The sequence below is a fragment of the Mycobacterium helveticum genome, assembly GCF_007714205.1.
GTDB classification, from domain to species: domain Bacteria; phylum Actinomycetota; class Actinomycetes; order Mycobacteriales; family Mycobacteriaceae; genus Mycobacterium; species Mycobacterium helveticum.
Genome location: NZ_VMQU01000112.1, coordinates 1 through 17,740, shown reverse-complemented (window position 1 = coordinate 17,740; position 17,740 = coordinate 1). Strand labels below are relative to the sequence as shown.

At 62.1% G+C, this 17,740-nt stretch carries 18 protein-coding genes and 1 pseudogene; 3 read left to right on the top strand and 16 right to left on the bottom strand.

Annotation, left to right across the window (positions count from 1 at the left end):
- From FPZ47_RS21185 to FPZ47_RS21165, 5 genes are all read right to left on the bottom strand, one after another.
- Positions 1–569 (bottom strand): alpha/beta hydrolase fold domain-containing protein (locus FPZ47_RS21185; protein WP_141224570.1); only part of this gene is annotated, 569 nt, incomplete at its 3' end.
- The gene (locus FPZ47_RS21180) at positions 566–2,089 is read right to left on the bottom strand and encodes a flavin-containing monooxygenase (protein WP_007168396.1); all 1,524 of its coding nucleotides are present in this window, start codon (positions 2,087–2,089) and stop codon (positions 566–568) included. The genes FPZ47_RS21185 and FPZ47_RS21180, both read right to left, overlap by 4 nt.
- A gap of 74 nt (positions 2,090–2,163) precedes the next feature.
- The gene (locus tag FPZ47_RS21175) at positions 2,164–3,810 is read right to left on the bottom strand and encodes a flavin-containing monooxygenase (RefSeq protein WP_042909902.1); all 1,647 of its coding nucleotides are present in this window, start codon (positions 3,808–3,810) and stop codon (positions 2,164–2,166) included.
- A complete protein-coding gene (locus tag FPZ47_RS21170; RefSeq protein WP_007168394.1) occupies positions 3,807–4,730 on the bottom strand; it encodes a hypothetical protein in 924 nt (307 codons plus the stop codon). The genes FPZ47_RS21175 and FPZ47_RS21170 overlap by 4 nt, the downstream gene beginning before the upstream one ends.
- A gap of 18 nt (positions 4,731–4,748) precedes the next feature.
- Positions 4,749–5,585 carry an SDR family NAD(P)-dependent oxidoreductase gene (locus FPZ47_RS21165; RefSeq protein WP_007168393.1) on the bottom strand — a complete coding sequence of 279 codons (837 nt, stop codon included), beginning with the start codon at positions 5,583–5,585 and terminating at the stop codon, positions 4,749–4,751.
- A gap of 134 nt (positions 5,586–5,719) precedes the next feature.
- Here FPZ47_RS21165 and FPZ47_RS21160 point away from each other — a divergent pair, with 134 nt between their 5' ends.
- Complete coding sequence (locus tag FPZ47_RS21160; protein ID WP_023900852.1) at positions 5,720–6,388, top strand: TetR/AcrR family transcriptional regulator; 669 nt, start codon at positions 5,720–5,722, stop codon at positions 6,386–6,388.
- 26 nt (positions 6,389–6,414) lie between these two features.
- Here FPZ47_RS21160 and FPZ47_RS21155 read toward each other — a convergent pair whose 3' ends face one another.
- A complete protein-coding gene (locus tag FPZ47_RS21155; protein ID WP_057969459.1) occupies positions 6,415–7,119 on the bottom strand; it encodes a TetR/AcrR family transcriptional regulator in 705 nt (234 codons plus the stop codon).
- Positions 7,120–7,195: 76 nt separating this feature from the next.
- Between FPZ47_RS21155 and FPZ47_RS21150 the strand changes: the two genes are divergently transcribed.
- Positions 7,196–8,065, top strand: coding sequence for a metal-dependent hydrolase (locus FPZ47_RS21150; protein ID WP_033712834.1), 870 nt, complete (start codon positions 7,196–7,198; stop codon positions 8,063–8,065).
- A gap of 192 nt (positions 8,066–8,257) precedes the next feature.
- Here FPZ47_RS21150 and FPZ47_RS21145 read toward each other — a convergent pair whose 3' ends face one another.
- From FPZ47_RS21145 to FPZ47_RS21105, 9 genes are all read right to left on the bottom strand, one after another.
- Positions 8,258–9,274, bottom strand: coding sequence for an LLM class flavin-dependent oxidoreductase (locus FPZ47_RS21145; protein ID WP_033717470.1), 1,017 nt, complete (start codon positions 9,272–9,274; stop codon positions 8,258–8,260).
- Between the two features lie 132 nt (positions 9,275–9,406).
- The gene (locus FPZ47_RS21140; protein ID WP_074021704.1) at positions 9,407–9,598 is read right to left on the bottom strand and encodes a ferredoxin; all 192 of its coding nucleotides are present in this window, start codon (positions 9,596–9,598) and stop codon (positions 9,407–9,409) included.
- An 11-nt stretch (positions 9,599–9,609) separates the two neighbouring features.
- A complete protein-coding gene (locus tag FPZ47_RS21135) occupies positions 9,610–10,911 on the bottom strand; it encodes a cytochrome P450 (protein WP_007168386.1) in 1,302 nt (433 codons plus the stop codon).
- 87 nt (positions 10,912–10,998) lie between these two features.
- Positions 10,999–11,589 carry a TetR/AcrR family transcriptional regulator gene (locus tag FPZ47_RS21130; protein ID WP_007168385.1) on the bottom strand — a complete coding sequence of 197 codons (591 nt, stop codon included), beginning with the start codon at positions 11,587–11,589 and terminating at the stop codon, positions 10,999–11,001.
- 746 nt (positions 11,590–12,335) lie between these two features.
- Entirely contained in the window at positions 12,336–13,727 is a 1,392-nt protein-coding gene (gene ltrA / locus FPZ47_RS21125; protein ID WP_263652460.1) for a group II intron reverse transcriptase/maturase, read from the bottom strand.
- A gap of 586 nt (positions 13,728–14,313) precedes the next feature.
- Positions 14,314–14,529 carry a hypothetical protein gene (locus FPZ47_RS21120; RefSeq protein WP_019732564.1) on the bottom strand — a complete coding sequence of 72 codons (216 nt, stop codon included), beginning with the start codon at positions 14,527–14,529 and terminating at the stop codon, positions 14,314–14,316.
- Positions 14,530–14,576: 47 nt separating this feature from the next.
- A complete protein-coding gene (locus FPZ47_RS21115; RefSeq protein WP_007168381.1) occupies positions 14,577–15,473 on the bottom strand; it encodes an alpha/beta fold hydrolase in 897 nt (298 codons plus the stop codon).
- A gap of 52 nt (positions 15,474–15,525) precedes the next feature.
- Positions 15,526–15,966: a PaaI family thioesterase gene (locus tag FPZ47_RS21110; protein WP_007168380.1), complete on the bottom strand. Its 441-nt coding sequence runs from the start codon at positions 15,964–15,966 to the stop codon at positions 15,526–15,528.
- 49 nt (positions 15,967–16,015) lie between these two features.
- On the bottom strand, positions 16,016–16,660 hold the full coding sequence (locus tag FPZ47_RS21105) for a TetR/AcrR family transcriptional regulator (protein WP_007168379.1): 645 nt from the start codon (positions 16,658–16,660) through the stop codon (positions 16,016–16,018).
- A 126-nt stretch (positions 16,661–16,786) separates the two neighbouring features.
- Here FPZ47_RS21105 and FPZ47_RS30480 point away from each other — a divergent pair.
- A pseudogene (locus FPZ47_RS30480) lies at positions 16,787–17,248 on the top strand (acetyl-CoA acetyltransferase); the annotation flags it as partial.
- Here the strand turns inward: FPZ47_RS30480 and FPZ47_RS21095 are convergent.
- Positions 17,164–17,562: a hypothetical protein gene (locus FPZ47_RS21095; protein ID WP_225336942.1), complete on the bottom strand. Its 399-nt coding sequence runs from the start codon at positions 17,560–17,562 to the stop codon at positions 17,164–17,166. The pseudogene FPZ47_RS30480 and the gene FPZ47_RS21095 overlap by 85 nt on opposite strands.
- Between the last annotated feature and the right edge of the window lie 178 nt (positions 17,563–17,740).

Here is a 17,740-nt window from a genome sequence, read left to right as displayed (position 1 = left end):
ATGCCATCGGGCGGCGGGGAGCGATGTGCGAGCGCGCCCAACGAGGTCGCGACGGCGAGTTGGCCGCCCGCCGAATCTCCCGCGATCGCCACCGTGCGGTTTGACGCCGATTCTTCAGAGCCGGTCAACCACCGGTAGGCCCTCAGTGCGTCGTCGGCGGCCGCGGGATACGGGTATCGCGGAGCCAGGCGGTAGCGGACGGCGAACACCGGCCTGAGCGACGCGGCAGACAGTTCGCCTAGCAGACCACGATGGGTCTGCGGGGAGCACATGGAAAAGGCGCCGCCGTGGATATAGAGAATCGGCGGCCCGTCCGGGTCGACGTCCGGGGCAACGATCCAGTCGCCTCTCACCCGATCGCCAGCAAAGACGGTGTCGACCTGTTCAACTCGCAATCCGCGCCGCGGGCGGGACGCAATGAGCGCCGCCCGAAGCACCCGGTCCATTACCGCGAGCCCGTACTGGTTAGACGGTAGTGCTTGCGTCAGTGGGCGCAGGATCCCGCGGGCCGACGTCGCGATGAGATAACTTGCCGTGCTCGGATGCTGTTCCGAGTAAAGGGTTGTCACGATGAGCTAAGTACCTTTTCAGTGGTGCGCCGCTCGAACGAATAGTCACCAAGGTCGAAGGTGCGACTACGCCAGAAAGATTCGAGGGTGGTCGTCGGGCGTAGCGGTACGTCGCCGTGTTTGTCGAAGTAGTAACTATTGGCGGTTGCGCAGCTGGGTTGCCAAAAGACTTGGCGGTGGCGGCGTTTGAGCATTTCGGCGAAGAAGCGGTCGTTGGCTTGCCGGGTTATTTCGACGTAGTTGGCGTGCCGGGACCGCGCATGGTGAAGGCATCGCACGATGTGCCTGGTCTGGGCTTCAATGAGCGTGAAGTACGAGGAACCGTTGTATCCATAGGGTCCGAAGATGGAGAAGTGGTTGGGGAATCCGGGCACGCTGACGCCTTCGTACGCTTGGAGCCGATTCTCGTCCCACCACTTGGCTTGATCGAGTCCACCGATCCCCCTGAGCGAATAGGTCGGCATGTTCTCCGGTTCCATCACTTTGAAGCCTGTGGCGAGGATGAGGACGTCGATCTCGTGCGATCGGCCGTCGACGGTGTGGACGGCGGCGGCATCGAAGTGGCTTATCGGACTGGTCTCGAGGTGGACGTTGTCTCGGTTGAATGTGGCCAGGTACTCGTTGTGAAAGCTTGGGCGCTTACACCCGAGCGCGTAACGGGGGGTCAGTTTTTGACGGACGGCGGGGTCGGTCACCTGGCTGCGCATGTACCGCAACGCGGCACGCTCGATGAGTGACGCCAAGGGAATGGCGGTGTGGAAGTGAGCGGCGACAGGGAACGTGACTTCGACGAAGGTTTGACTCGCTGCGCGCGCCGCGAGTTGTCCGCCGGGAGCGTATTTGAGGAACCCTCTTGCCAGCCGCGGCACCGGGAAGTCCAGTTTCGGCAGGCACCAGATCGGTGTGCGCTGGAACACGGTCAGCGCCTTGACGTCTTTCGCGATTGCCGGGATCAACTGCACTGCCGACGCGCCCGTTCCGATGACAGCCACCCTCTTGCCGGCGATGTCTTCGTTGTGGTCCCAGCGGGATGTATGCATGGTGATCCCGCCGAAATCATCGACACCGGAGATATCCGGCCGCTTGGGGCGTGTCAGGACGCCCGAGGCGTTGATCACGAAGCGCGCGGATAGGTCCTGTCCTGCGGCCGTGTGCAAGCGCCACAGGGTCGCGTCCTCATCGAACCAAGCTTCAGTCACCTTGACGGCGAAGCGGATTCGTGGGCTAAGACCGTACTTGTGCGCGCAGTGTCTTGCGTAGTCCTTCAACTCGTTGCCGTGCGCATACGTCCGCGACCATGACGACCGTTTTTCGAAGGAGAATTGGTAGCTGTACGACGGAATGTCGACGGCGATGCCCGGATAGGTGTTCCAATGCCACGTTCCGCCTACGTCGTCTGCCTCATCGACAATAAGAAAGTCCGAAAAGCCGGCTTTCAGGAGTTTTATCCCCATTCCGATCCCGGAGAATCCTGCACCGATCACGATGATTTCGAAGCGGTGCTTATCGCTGTGGTCCATACCGTCCTTCTGGCTTATCTGGGGGCTGATGCCAGGCACCTGTCGCCGACTGCCTAGCCGGAGCCAGTCGCGGCTCAAGCACGATCCACCATCCGCGGTGATGCTGCCTCGGGTGAAGCGGTTTGCGCCGAGAAACGAACACCTTCGCGCTTGTCGACGGACACGCGATCGTCGTTGCGCTGCCGTCCTCCTTTGCTTGCGCCGTGCGAACTCTCCGCGGCCAACTCGGGCCGCGCCCGCCTGGGCTTCTTGCGGGGAGGGGGCTGTGAACTCATCGAGTAATCGTCGAGCTCGACCCTCGCTAGTTGTCGGGCGAATTGGGTGGCGAAGCCGGGATACATGGTCCCGTTATAGCCGTCTTCGGTGAGGTACCAGCTCTTGCATCCGGAGTTCCACGTCGTGCCGGCAAGCCGACGCTGGAGTTGGGCGTGATAGCTGTTCTGCCGGTCCTCTTTGACGTCGAAGGTCTGAATACCGCCTTCGATGATTATGCCGATGGCGTCGACGATGTAGCGGATCTCCGCTTCCAGGTAGACCAAGGCCGAGTTGTGTCCTGGCCCGGAATTCGGCCCGAAGGTGAAAAAGAGGTTGGGATAGCCTGAGACGCTGACGCTCTTGTAGGCGTAGGCGCCGTTAGACCATTCCTCCGCAAGCTTTCGACCGTCCACGCCGGTGATGGGAAACGGTGTGCCGGCCTTGCACACATCGAAGCCGGTCGCGAATACGATGCAATCCACCTCGTGTTCGATGCCGTCCGCGGTGCGAATGCCGATGGGCGAGATGGTCGCGATCGGCCAGGTGATGAGTTTGCAATTGTTCTGTCGGAGAGCCGGATAGTAGTCGCTGGTCATCAGCATGCGCTTGCAGCCGGGCCGGAAGTCGGGCGTCAGTTGTCGCCGCATCCACGAATCTTTCACCTGGCGACGAAGGTTCGCCTTGGCCGCCCAGGCGATGGCGGTAGTGGCCGGGGTGTTCCACACCATGCCGACGGCCATGACTTCGTGCGCCCAAAACCATGCCTGGCGAGCGGCGCTCTGCAGAATCGGTAGCCGACCAAACGCGGCCTTGGCAACACTGGGGTGCGGAAAATCAGGCCGGGGAAGCACCCAACCGGGCGTCCGTTGAAACACTTTGACTGATCGCGCCGTCTTCACCAATTCCGGAACAATCTGCACCGCGCTCGCCCCGGTACCGATTACCGCAACACGTTTGTCGCTCATGTCATAGTCGTGATCCCAGCGCGCGCTGTGGATTTTGTGGCCTGCGTAGCTGTGCAGTCCGCGAATGTCAGGAAAATTTGCATTGGCCAGTGGGCCGCTTGCCATCACCACCGTGCGCGACCGGTAGCTTGACCCGCCATCCGTTTCGACGGTCCACGTGCCGCTGTCTTCGTCGAACGCCAGGCCGGTCACGTTGACGTGGAAACAGATGAAGCGCGCCAGCGCGTGCTTGTCGACCATGGCCTTGATGTAGGCGAGTATCTCGCTGCTTCCCGAGTACGCACGCGACCAGTCCGGATTTGGTTCGAAGGAGTACGAATACAACAATGACGGAATGTCGCAGGCGGCACCGGGATAGCTATTGTCACGCCAGGTTCCTCCGACCTCGCCCGCGCGCTCCAGGATGACGAAATCGTCGATACCCCGCTTGAGTAGTTGGATCGCCGTGCCAAGTCCGGCAAAGCCGGCTCCGATGATCAGAACACTGGTCGTGTCGCTCATCTGGCCACCGGTTCATAGGTCAGCTCATCAGTCCATGACGGCGTCTTGCCGAGCACTTGCGTGGGGAAGTGGTCGATCACCCTACCGAGGCGCTGCGAGATGAAGTGCAGCGGTTGGGAGTGCTTGATCGTGGCAGACATATGGGCCTTGAGGATGTGATAGGGGGGAACACGGCGGGTGTGCTCGCTGCGATCGCCGACGTTCGAGTAGCGGGTGACTGCGTTGTACAGCCTTTCCTCGGACAGGCCCCAGGCGTTCAGGTTTATCAGCATCCGGGTCAGCAGCGGGATGTAAAGCAACGCACCGGTAAGTACCCTCGGGTCGATAAGAGCTCCCACCGTCTGAATCGCATGGATCCTCATTGGGCTGGCGCCCAGGTCGTTGAGCACCTGAAAACCCACCGCCAGGTGGCGAGACTCGTCGCTGTTGACCTTGGCGAAAACTTCGCCGCACACGGGATCTGACACCTCGTCCACCAAAAACTTCAACAGTGCTCCGTCCAGAGCGGTTTCTAAAGCCGGTATGGCAGCACCGATCACCGTCAACGGAAGTGCTTCGGCGTATCGGTCCAGCCATTCGATGACCAGCCGGATGTTCTTGTTCGGCACCGGAGTCTCGCCCTCCTCGAGCATCCCCCAGCGATGCATGAGAGCGAGCTCCACGTTGGCGTGCCGCTGCTCTTCGGCGTGGAAATACCTGTAAATCTCACCCAACGCGTCGAACGGCGCCTTGGGGGCCATGGCCGCGAAAGCGCGGGCACCGACATGCTCGATCCATACCACGTCTGACATGAACTGTTTCAGGCTGGGGCGCTGTTCGTCGGTGATCAACTCGGCACCCGGTGCGTCCCAGTCGATGTCGGCCAGCGCCCACTGGCGGTCTTTAATCGTCTGCAGCATATCGCCGTATTCGAAAGCCATGTCTCCTCCTAGGTTGTGTCAACGCGTTATTCGCTGGATGAGTCCCATCGCGTGGGTGAAGGTACCCGGCATGGTTCTCTTGAGCTGCCAGAGGATTTTGGCGTCGAGTTGCGGCAGGACGTATAGCTGGCCGCGGTCGTGCGCATCCAGGGTGGTTCGTGCTACCGACTCTGGTGATACGCCGGTCCACTTCATCAAGTTGGCGGCTAGCGTGGCCGCCGATTCCTCGATGCGTGGATTGTCGACGATATTTGTTTTGACGAAGGTGGGGCATAGGACGGTCACCGTGACGCCGGTTCCGCTGAGCTCGGCTGCCAAGGTTTCGGACAGCGCGAGTACGCCCGCTTTGCTCACGTTGTAGGCGGCCATGCGGGGGGCCGCACCGAAGCTTGCCGCCGACGCGACGTTGATGAGCCCTCCGAATCCACGTTCCCGGAGCCGCGGGACAAAGACTTCGCAGCCGTGGATGACTCCCCACAGATTGACCGACAACGTCGCGGACCAATCGCTCGTGGATGTCGCACCGACGACGTTGCCTCCAGCGCCAATTCCGGCATTGTTGATCACCAGTCCGGGAGCGCCGCCGAACCACTTCTCGGCCGAATCGGCAAGATCCCGGACCTGATGCTCGTCTGAGACGTCGCAAACAACGCCGATGCCATGACCGCCCAGCTTGGAGATCAGGTCCGCTGTCTCCTTGGCGCGAATGCCGTCGATGTCGGCGCACACCACACGGCCGCCCCGGCGCGCCAGCTCGACGGCAAATGCGCGGCCAATGCCGCTGCCTGCACCGGTGATCACCGCGTCGGCACGGTCACTCCGGCGGGGGGGATTCCCAAACGGCAGCAGCCTCATCGGAGTATCCGCCGTTGCTGCGATCTGACGGTTGATTCCGTCGCTGCCTCGAAAGCAACTGGTGGCACCAGCCACCATTGTGGGCACATGCCGTCAGTTTGGTGTGACCTACGTTGCTTTGTCAAGATGGAAATGTGCGGACGAAGGCGAAACGATGGGGCGGGCGTACCGGCGCGGAACGCCGCGCGGAACGTCGGCAGCGTCTGATCGATGCCGCGACCGAGATCTGGAGCGAAAGCGGTTGGGCCGCAGTCACCATGAGGGGCGTTTGCTCCCGGACCAGCCTGAACGACCGCTACTTCTATGAAGACTTCAAGACCCGCGACGAGTTGCTGGTTGCCGCCTGGGACGGGGTACGGAACGAGATGCTCGGTGAGGTTTCCGCGACCCTCGCAGAACGCGTCGGGCAGCCGCCCCTCGAGACTATTCGCATGACCATCTCTATGGTGGTCGACCGCATCACACAAGATCCCGGCAGGGCAAAGATCTTGCTGACCCAGCACGTGGGCAGCTCACCGCTGCAAGACCGGCGCGCTGTTGCCCTGCAAGAGGCGACGCACCTCGTGGTCGCGGCGAGCAAGCCCCATCTGAGACCGGATGCCGATGAAACCGCGCTCCGCATGGACACCTTGGTGGCGGTTGGGGGCTTCGTCGAGCTGATCACCGCCTGGCATGCCGGCTTGCTCGACGTAAGTCAGGAGGAGATCGTCGAACACACCAGTCGGCTCGCCGAAACCCTAGCTGAACGTTATCTGGTGCACGCGCTCAGCGTCGATGACGTGCCCGGGACGCTACCGTCCTGATCGTGGGCGTCAAACCGGACACGCACTCAGCATCGCCGGGCGTGGCCGCGAGCCGATAGAGCGTTTGCCGATGCCCCGGATTCAGGAACCGGCGCCTCGCCTATGTTCTGCAGCAGCACGTAGGTGCCGAGGCTGCCCAGGAAACCTGCGCAGTGTTGGACGAGTTCATCAGTACTGAAGTCCAGTTCGCCGTCCAGCCAGCGGCGCAGAACCTCGAAGAGTCCTCCGACACCGAGGGTTGAAGCCAGATGCGCGACGCCCACCGCAGAGTCGGCGATATCCAGGTGAAGTCTGGCCTCGCGCAGCACGAGGTCGGCGAAACCGGCCATCAATTGGCTCCGCAACTCGCGAAGGAGTGGCTCCGTTGCGGATTCAACGAACAAAATGCGGGCCAGCCGAGGATCGTCTTCGATCATGTTGACCAGTGCGCGGATGGGGGCATACGCCAACACGTCGGGTGGCGCGCCGGCGTCTGGGATCGCTTGGACTATTACGTCTTGGAAGGTGGCATAGAGCTGCTGGTAGACGGCCCGCAAGAGCGCGTCGCGGTCGGAGAAATGCTGGTAGAAGTAACGCGAGGTGACACGTGACTCGGCGCAGACGGCAGTCACGGTGGTGGCGGCCACGCCTCGGGTACCGATCAGCTCGATAGCGGCGTCGATGAGACGTGTACGCCGGTGCTGATGGCGCTGCTCTGCAGACACTCCGCGATACACCCGGACTGAACGCATAGACACAGTTTGTCATCTAAATCTGACTAGGTATAAAGTCAGATTATTGAGGTCCGCTTGGAGATGGGAGTAGCACATGACCAGTGAGTCGCCCACACGGCCAGCAAAGAGGGTGCTGCCAAAGGCTCGCCGTGTCCGTTTCGCAATGCCTGCTGGGACCAGTCGCCAGCACTTCGTCGACGGCGACTTGGTGATGAGCCACTTTGTCTCTACCTTGTCGGCAACGTTCCCCGAGGGCGAAGACTTCTTCATCCGATCGGTGCGCCAGTACCGTGACCAGGTCAGCGACCCCGACCTCCAAGAGGCGGTCAAGGGATTCATCGCGCAGGAGGCCACCCACCGGCACCAGCATCGGCTGCTTAACGAGCGGCTCCAAGCGATGGGCTATCCGACCGACGGGATCGATCGGCACATCAAGAAGTTGGTTGACCGGCTCGAGAAGCGATTCTCTCCGAAGATGCGCCTGGCCGTGACGGCTGCCCTTGAGCACTACACGGCGACGTTCGCCGAAATCATTCTGACCAGCGACGAGGCACAAGAGCTGATCGGCGACACCGAGGTCCGGCCGATTCTGCTCTGGCACGCTTTAGAAGAATCCGAGCACAAGGCCGTCGCTTTCGACGTCTTCGAGACGGTCGGTGGAACCGAACGCACCAGGGTCTGGGGAATGCGGATTGCCACAGTCATCTTGTTCACCGAGTTGGTCATCCAGACCACTCGCTCTCTGGCGGGTGACCGCGCAGCCTACAACCCACTGCGCTTACTGCGCAGCCTTCGAGCCTTCCGTCGTTCCCCACTGTTCAGCCCGGACGCGGTGCAGCGCTTCCGTTCCTACACCCGCGCCGGCTTCCACCCCGACGACTGGGACAGCACCGAAGTCCTCGAACGCTGGGCCAAAGAACTCTTCGACTCCGATGGCGCCCAGCGAATCGGGAGCCGCGTCTAGCATCAACGGTGAGCGCGAGCAGAGAAGCACTGGCACTAGGTGGCTTACGAACTCGTCGTCGAAGGCGATCCCTACGGTACCGGCAGGAGCACACCGTCGATGAACCGGTCATTTCGAATTAGACGGGAGACTCATTCACCGCCGCGGGTTGTCGTCGACACAGACGCTGGCGCACCTACATGAACCGGGATGTTACTGGCCGGGGGCGCAGTGCTTGATCATCTCACCGAGGTTTTGGCCGACCCGCTCAGGTGCGATACCCACCGACGGCGGGTAGAGCATGATGTGGTCGAGTACCCCCTCGTAGCGGCGCAGCCCGGCGCGCACCTCGCTGGCGGTGCCAGCGACGCCCATCACGTCGATCATGTCGTCCGTCACCGCGTCGAACATGGCCGCAAAGTCACCGCGTGCGAAGGCTTCTCGGATAACGGCACCCTGTTTGGCGAATCCGCAGAAGTCGAGCAGCGGTTGGTAGGTTCTGACTGATGCGTAGAACGCGATCTGTTGCGCGACCTCGCGACGGGCGATTTCCGGGTCGTCGTGGATGGAGCACATGACCATTGACACAATCTCGACGTCGTCGGGATCGCGCCCGGTGCGTGCGGCGCCCTTGGCCACCGCGGGCCGCACGACTTCCTCCACGTAGGCGGTCGTGAAGAGCGGATGCCCGGCCAGCCCGTCAGCGACCCGGCCGGCGGCTTCGCACATCCGCGGGCGCACCGCGGCGGTGATGATCGGAATATCGCGCGCAGGCGGGTCTACCGGGCCGCTGGGGATGAGATTCATCTGGTAGAAGCGGCCTTCGTGGCGGACTGGTCCCTCGTGCAGGTTCCAGATGCGCCGAATAAGGGGTACGAGTTCCTCGACGCGCAGGGCGGGGGCGCTGGTATCGGCGACGCTGTGCCAGTTGCTCATCATCCGTTTGGTGCCGTTGCCGATGCCGAGCACGATGCGACCGCCGGACAGTTCGTCGAGATCGCGCGCCTCGGTCGCCAAGACCAGCGGGCTGCGTCCGACGCCGTAGAGAATCGACGACCCGATGCGACACCTGTCAGTCGAGGTGGCCATTGCCGCCATCGAGATGGATCCCGACCGGGTATAGAACTCCGATGCCCACACCGCGTCGAACCCGGCCTGGTCGGCCGCGGTGGCGGTGACCTTCATCGCGGCAAGGTCAGGGGCTAGGACAGAGAGTCCAAAGGTACTCACTACTGCGGCTCCATTGCGTTGTGTTGTGCTCCTGAGCGATGTCGGCGAGCCCGTTGGACGAGGAGCAGTCATCGTGGACCGGCCGGAAGCCAGTGCCGAACAGCTGCACCGGATCTCGCTGCTGCCAGTCTGTCAATCGTGCAACGCGAGCGCGCCTGTGGGGCAACTCGCCACGGCATCTTCGATCAGTGCCCTGTGACATTCGGGTGGCCCAGGATTCAGGATGTGGAGTTTCCCATCGTTACTGACCTCGAAGAAGTCGGGAGCCAGGCCTTCACACATCCCGATTGACGAGCATCGATCGCGGTCGACTGTGATTTTCATGCCACGCTGCCTCACGTAGTCGGGGTGAAGCGGACGGGAAGATGATTCACCCCGTGGAAGAAAGTGCTAACGGTATAGCTGGGTGGCCCGCAGACTTCAATATCAGGCAGGCGGTGCAGCAATTCCCGGAAGAGCGCGGCGAGTTGCTGCCGCGCCAGCTGATTGCCCAAGCAGTGGTGGATACCTCCACCTCCGAAGCTCACGTGCGGGTTGGGGTCCCGTGACAAATCGAACTTTTCCGGGTTGGTGAACACTGTGGTGTCCCAGTTGGCCGAGCTGTAAAAAAGTACGACCTTGTCACCTTCGGTGATCTGTTGTCCGCCCAGGTCGCAGTCGCGAGCTGCCGTTCGGCGGAAGGTCATGATCGGGGTGGCCCACCGGACGAACTCTTCGACCGCTCCTTTGATTCGTCCGTCGAAATCCTCCATCAGCCACGCTCGTTGATCGGGAAAGTCGGTCAAGGCTTTCATCGCATGACTGGTGCTTTGGCGCGTGGTGTCGTTCCCAGCGATCGTGAGAAGTATGAAAAACGAGACGATCTCATCTTCGGTGAGTTTTTCACCGTCCACTTCAGCCTGAACGAGGTTCGTCATGAGGTCGTCTTCGGGCTGCCGGCGACGTGCAGCGATGATTTCGCGGGCGCCGTCGCCTAGGAATCCCATCGCTTGGAAAAGGCGAGGTATGACTGGGTCGTCGCCCATCACCTCGGGGTCGCTCCACCCACCGGCATACCGTGATTCCCACGCGATGTCGCGGCGCATCGAGTCCGGCACGCCCATCATGTCGAAGATGTTGTGCATCGGCAGCAACGCCGCGCATTCGTCGACGAAGTCGGCCTTGCCCTGTGGAGCCAGGTCGTCGACGACGCGCTTCGCGTTGGCCTCGATCTGATGGTGGATCAGTCGCATCTGCTTCGGCGTGAATGCGGATGCCAGCAATCGTCGAATCTTGGTATGACGCGGCGGATCCATCGCAATGAAGCCTTGAGCGGTGTCGAGCAATTCCTGCGGGATCGACTCCATGACAATGCCCTGACCTGACAGGAAATCGTCGTGTCGCCGGGTCGCCTCGACAAGCAACGGATGCGTAACCACAGCCCAAAAGCCCCGGTCGTTCCCGTCGTCGATCATGGTGTGCTCGACTCGCGGGTGCCAGCTGATGGGAGCACGTTTGCGCAGTTCGGCGTATGTCTTCTCCCGGTCGGCGGCGGTGCCGGCCCAAAATGCAGTCGAGGACAAGTCGGCAGAATCATATGGACGTGCTGAACGCCGCTCCGCCGACGTTTTCAGTGCGGACGTCGTGCTGGCAATCATGAGAATCTCCTAAGGTTCGTGCGGCCCCACTCCAAGTGTTTACAATTATTCCTTCAGAGTCAACATTTGAACATAAAATCCTTAGTGTTAACGCGCCTCGCCTGCGGAGGAATGAACGCCCAAATAGCGAAGTGCGATCCGCGAGATGCGCTCCCCGGTCGTCTCGGCGTCGGCGGTCGGAAGCACGACGTGACTCACCGTCAGCCTTACCAGTGCATCGGCGACATCATTGACGTCATTGGCGTCCAGGCCTGAAAAGTGCTCGTTGAACCAGGTCACGAGGGCTGCCGAGGACAGCTCCAGTAGCGACGCAGAGGTCGGCAGGAGCGGCAACATACCGGTTGACTCAGCGACCGTCCTGTCCGTAGGCCGGTTCGATGTCAGCACCGCCTTCAAGAGCGGGCTCGCTTCCGCTTCCTTCAGTGTGTACGACACCGCAGCGGTGATGCCCCCGCCGACGTCTCCGGCGTGTTGTGCCAAAACTGCGTGAATGCCATTCAAGAAGCGTTCGCCTTCGGCCACAACCAGCGCGTCGCCCAGTCCCTGCTTATCGGTGAACTCCTTGTAGAGCGTCGGGCGGGACACGCCGACAAGCTCTGCGACTTCACCCATGCGAACGCGATCCCAGCCCTTCTCGATAGTGAGGGTCCGGGCAGCCCTCAAGACTTGCTCACGCATATGCCGGCGAAACGAGAGGCGAACGGACTCTGTTGGCATGGTGAGCAGGATATGCGTCTTGCACAAGTGTTCCGTCGGGGCTATCGAGGACCACGCCGACAACAATGCACTTCGCCGGTTTGGCTGTCCGGGTTCCGCTACTTCTCACCATGGCACTGTCATCATCCGGTGGAACTCGCGACATCGGCTTGGCGACCGCCACGCTTCGAGCTGATGCCAACGTCGCGATCGAAGTCTGGGGTTCCCCTGAAAAAATGGACACGGATAACTTGCTTCCGCGACAGGGTTCAGCGTCCGCTCGTAGTCGATAGGTGAGCGCGTCCCGATCGCTTAATGCCTTGGTTGATTATTGTAGAAGTTCATCCAATTGTCAACTCCTGCAATCAATTCCGCTTTGGTCGCGTAGGGTGTGCCGGTAGTAGCATTCCTGTTTGAAACTCGACCACAGCGACTCGGCGCCGACGTTGTCCCAGCATTACCCGCGCAGCGCCCACCGCGCGCGAACACCCCCCGCTGCACGGCCACGGTGACCAACTCGGTGCGCATGTGATCATCCACAGCCCAACCCAGTGCCCGCCGCGAGTGCTCGTCGCGGATCGCGCACAAGAACATGTCGCCCTCCCCGCAGCCCAGATAGGTGTAGGGGTCGGACCGGGGCGCGGTGTCGGCATTTCTACCGATCCGTTTCCCCGGCCCGCCCTCCGAACCCGCCGAGCGAATTTCTCCGCAACGGGCTCTCCACGGATTCAGGCCACTGGTGCAGTGATGTCCGTCGGCCTCGCTGTCCAAGGGGTGATGATTTTCGTGCCCCGGTAGCGGTATCGGGTGACCTCTACCTTCTGCGGCCGAAACATCGCCGTCTTGCCTTCGCGGATTTGCCAATTGGGCAGGAACCGTCGATGGAAGACGCCCCACGCCAGCCCGTGGTGCCGTTTGCGCATCCAAGTCACCACCCGCCACCATGTGAAGTGGTCGAGGTAGTCGAAGGTGCGTTTGGACACCCCGTGCTGGAAGTAATTGCACCATCCCCGCAGGACGGGGTTGAGTTGGCGCAGCAGATCAGCGAGCGTTCGATGTTTGTGTCGCCGCGTCAGATTCCTGACTTTGTCGGTGATGGACATAAGTGCCTTCTTCGACGGCCAGGTGTAGACGTAGTGCTTGGTCGTGCCCCTTTTGATCTGCCGTTGGATGCGGAAGCCGAGGAACTCGAACCCCTCGTCGACGTGGCAGATCCTGCTCTTCTCGACCGACAGGCGCAGGCCCATCGGCGCGAGCACTGCTGCGATCTCGTCCCAAAGCGCTTCGGCATCAGCGCGAGTGCCGTGGACCATGACACAGAAATCGTCTGCGTAGCGGACGATTTTCATGGTCGGAACTCCGGCGCGTCGATGCTTGGCACGTGTCCATTCCGGGCCGAGCGCCTTCCACTTCGCGGCGAAGTGCTCGTCGAGAACGGACAGGGCGACATTGCTGAGCAGTGGTGAGAGGATTCCGCCTTGCGGAGTGCCGGTGATGGTGTCCCGGTAGCCGAGATCTTTCGAGAGAATCCCGGCTTTGAGGAACGACTTCACCAGGGCCAGAACGCGTTTGTCCCCGACACGTCGCCGCACCCGGCCCATAAGGGCCGAATGCGAGATTTCATCGAAGCACGCCGTGATGTCTCCCTCGAAAACCCAGTGATAGGCCCGTGAGCCGCTGGCGAGGTGATGGATCTCAGCGATGGCGTCCTGGGCTCGCCTGCCCGGCCGGAACCCATATGCGCACGGATGAAAGTCCGCCTCGAAAATGGGCTCCAGCACCAGCTTCAGCGAAGCTTGCACGACCCGGTCGGCGACGGTCGCGATACCCAGGCGGCGGAGCTTGCCGTTCGCCTTCGGGATCATCACCTCCCGCACCGGATCCGGCCGGAATATCCGCTCCTTGAGTTCCTCGCGGAGCCGCTGAAGCAGTCCGACCGCCTCTGCCGCACCGACAGACGGCGGTGCGGTCCCATCGGCACCGGCTGAGCGCGCACCCTTGTTCGTCCGCACCCGCTCCCACGCGAGGGTGAGGAATGCGGGGTCATAAACGAGGTTGTACAAATCATCGAAACAGCGGTCGCTTTCATCAACCGCCCAATGGTGCAGTTTGCGTTGCATCCTGCGTACCCGCAGCTCGGCCGTGTCCGGGTCGGGCCACAAAGCACTCGTATTCACAAGTGACCTCCACAGTCTGCGTACTCGCCGCGAACCCGCTGGAGCCCTTTGCCATGCGACCGGCTTTCCCGGCCTCGGACTACTACGGCTCCTCCGCCCCACCACACCGGCATCAGCCGACGACTGCCTACCCCTCCAGCCCGGCTGGCTGCCGGATCTGACCGGGGACCGGCGCGGTGGTTCCCGTGTTCACTGTCAACCGTTTGACGGGTGAGGTGTCCAGCTATGCCCCTGCGACCTCGTCACGGCTACGCCGCAGTCCTTCACCGTGACCTCCCGAACCGGCGACATCAACCGGCCCACGAGTTCCCCGCCCTCAGGGCGGGTGCGCGTCGCTGCCCAGCCCGCATCCGCCAGGTTGGAGCTGGTGGTCTTCTCTTAAGAGGCGTTCAGCCGCTGGTTCCTCGCGTACACCTTCCCGTCTCGCTAGCCGGACCCGACCCGTCTGGCAGTACCAGGCCGTCCCGGCGTTGTCGGGGCTGCTTCCCACCCTCACCAAAGTCTCTTTAGATCAGGCTGCCCCCAGCTTCTACCGGGCCACTGCGATGGCTCGGCGACGGTGGTCTCTCACCTCCGTTCGGTTGAACAGCGCCTCACGGCGCTCGATATCCGAGGACCACACCGCGTCGAGTCGGCCCTTATCAAAGCGCTGGCCGATCAGATCCGGCGGAAACGAGGCCGGATCGACCACCGTGGTGGTCTTAAACCTCCGCGGACTGATCCCCTTGATGCCGAGCTCGGCCATGATTTTGGCGCGGCCAGCCCGGGCTGCGCCAGATAGCCCAGAGCTTTTCACGCTGAAGTGCTTATCGTGCGGTCGAGAAATCCGGCGACGGCTGCGGTGAAGGCATCGTTGTCGTCGCCTGCGACCATGTGGCCGGTGCCGGAGACGTCCACCGCTTGGGCGTGCGGTACGACCTTGAGGAATTCGTCGACCGACTGCTGCGATGTCACATCTGAAAGGACGCCGCGCACCAGAAGAGTGGGTGCCTGCACGCGGCGGGCCCCTTCAACAAGCAGTTCGCTGATCGCGTCGAACTTTTCGGCACCAGTCGCGGGGTCACCTTGCAGAAACTGGAAGTTGGAAGTGATGAAGGCCGGATCCCATCGCCAGATCCACCGACCATCGTCGCGTTGCCGCAAGACTTTACGGAGTCCGTCCGGGTTCTTGGGCCGAGTGCGATGTCTGTTGTATTCGGCAATGACGTCCGCGGCGTCGTCGAGCGTGCTGAACCCGTCAGGATGGGCGGCCATGAACGACACGACGCGGCGTGCTCCGTGAAACTCCATTCGCGGAGTGATGTCGACCAGGACGACGGCTCCCCACAGGTCGGCGGGCGCCAGCAAGTGCGTGCCCAGGACGGTCATGCCGCCCAAGGATGCGCCGACGACGGCCGGCGGGCGGTCGGTGCTCGCGTGTTCACGCACGGCCAGCAGATCGGACGCTAGCCGTCCGAGGTCGTATCTTCCGGTAGGGTCCCACGCGCTGTCGCCGTGACCTCGGGCGTCATACGCGACGACCGTGTACCCACGAGCGTGCAAGCGGCGCGCTGTGGTCGCCCAGGCGTGTCGGTTTTGACCACCGCCGTGCAGGAGCAGCACAACGGCGCGGGCAGCGTCGTGCCGGTAGCAATCCGCCGTGAGGGTGACGCCGTCTGTGGTGCGGAATCGCTCGAGCGTAACGGTCATCGGGTGCGCTCGCCGTTGTGAAGTCGGACGACAATACCATCGGTCCTTTTCATCACGAGGAATTCCCCCTAGGGCTAACGACGGTCACTGTTCCTTGGGCGGCACATACCGCGCGCCCGTCGTTGGTGATGTCGATTCTGGCGACACCGCTGCGCTTGCCCAGCGCGATGATCTCGGTGACGGCGACGCATACTCCGCTTGACACGGGCTGCAGCAAGTTCAGCTTGAATTCGGTTGTGGCGACCCACGATCCAGCGGGGATCACCGGGTAAAACACCACGCCCAAGCAGTGGTCGACCATTGCTGACAGGCATCCGCCGTGCAGATTGCCGAACGGAGTCAAAAGGTCGTCCCGAGCATCCATCTGCACAACCAGCCGCCCGGCGGCGAACTCGGTGTGGCGAAAATCCAGGTATTTGGAGAGTCCTCCCGTGGTTGCCGCCGCGTTCTGCAATTCCTTGGCGATCTGCTGATTGAACTGCGCGAACTCCATGGTTAGCGCCCCTTCTCATCCACGGATATCGATGCGATGGTTTGAGACACTACTCTGCACTTGTTGCATCGACGCAAGGCTGGGTGTTGGTGAGCAGAGCTGGAAGCAGGAATCGGCGTAAAAAGGCATCGAGGCCTTCGGGGCTGCGGTGTCTGGGGCCGCGGACCGACAGCAGGCTGAGGACGGTTCGCAGGATCCATTCGGCGGCATCGTCGACCGACACCCCGGGCTCGAGTTGGTCCCAGTGCGCAGCGAAGACAGGTCGAAGGAACTCGGCCACGAGTTCAAACAAAGCCACCGACGTTCCCTTGGCCAACCCCACGCCGGCGAGTTCCTCGTCACTGCCGAACAGCAATCCGATTGTCGGCTCGCGATGAGCGGCGCGTACCGTGACCTCGACGAAATCGAGTATTGCCGTGCCCAAATCGCGATGTACTGCGATCCGTCGACGCATGCGGTCTAGGTAGCGTTCGGCCGCACGCAGGATGACACCGGAAACGACGGATTCACGACTTGGAAAGTAGCGGTACACCGTGGCGCGCGACACCCCCGCCTGTCTGGCGATGTCCTCCATGGTGGTGCCCGGCAGCCCCTTGCCCTCCAGGCACGCTTCGGCGGCATCGAGCAGGAGGTCTCGGGCGACGTCGCGGGTCGTGGGAGGTGCCGTGCCCCAGCGCAACGATTTCTTCGTCACGAAGCAAGTATGCAGCCTCGGACCGATCGTGAATTAACGACCCAACCGGTTGTCGCATGGCTACTTATGTGACAATATCGCAAATATGTCGCAACAAAGGTGCCGACGATGAACGTGACCTGACCGTTGGCGATTCCGCCCCGCACTCCCGTTGTCGTCGCGGTCGGTGAGATCACGCACCGCGGCGACAGCGTCGTCGATCCCATCGATTTGGCTTGCGAAGCCGCGCGTCGAGCATTGCAAGACGCGGGCGCTGCGATCGGGCATCGGATCGATACGGTGGCGACACCGGGCATTCTGATGATTCCGCGTGACAATCCCGCGTCGAGAATTGCCGAAGCGGTTGGGCTGGCGCCCCGGCGTCGCATCAGCTGCCCGATTGGCGGCAATACACCGCAATACCTCGTCGAGGTCCTTGGTGGGGACATTGTGCGCGGTATCAGCGATGCGGTGCTGGTCGTCGGAGCCGAGACCGGCGAGTCCGCCCGCAGAGTCAAATCGGGTCATGCGCTCCGCGATCCGAAACCCGTTGATGCACAGGATGAGTCACTTGGCGACACACGTCCCGGATTGAGCCCAGCCGAGATGTGTGCTACCTCACCGACTTTGACTCCCGCCAGTTTAGCGATCGCAGTGAGGCTTTCACCGCGGCCTTGCATCCGGGCCAACGCTGTCGCGCCGGCCTGGCGGTGTTCGTGACGGCGCCGCTCTCCCTCTGCGTGTATCTCGAGGATACGGTTGCGCTCCCACTCGTCGACGGCGGCCAGCCGCCCAAGCTCGACGAGGAACGACGCAGCGTCATCGACATTTTGACGCTCACGCTCCAGACGTGCCTCGTTGGCCTTGTTCTGCGCCTCCCGGACACGCTTGCGCGCTGCCGATTTCGAATTGATGTTCACCACGTGGGAACCATAGGACGCACCCATCGTCGTGCTCTACCATCCTGACCAACATCATCTGTGTCCCCATTTGTCCGCACCCTTTGTCGCCAAATCGACTGCCTACCAATGCAACACATCCGCACCGATCCGCACCACTCACCACAACCACCTGTCCGATCCGGGAAACGGTCGGGTGCGC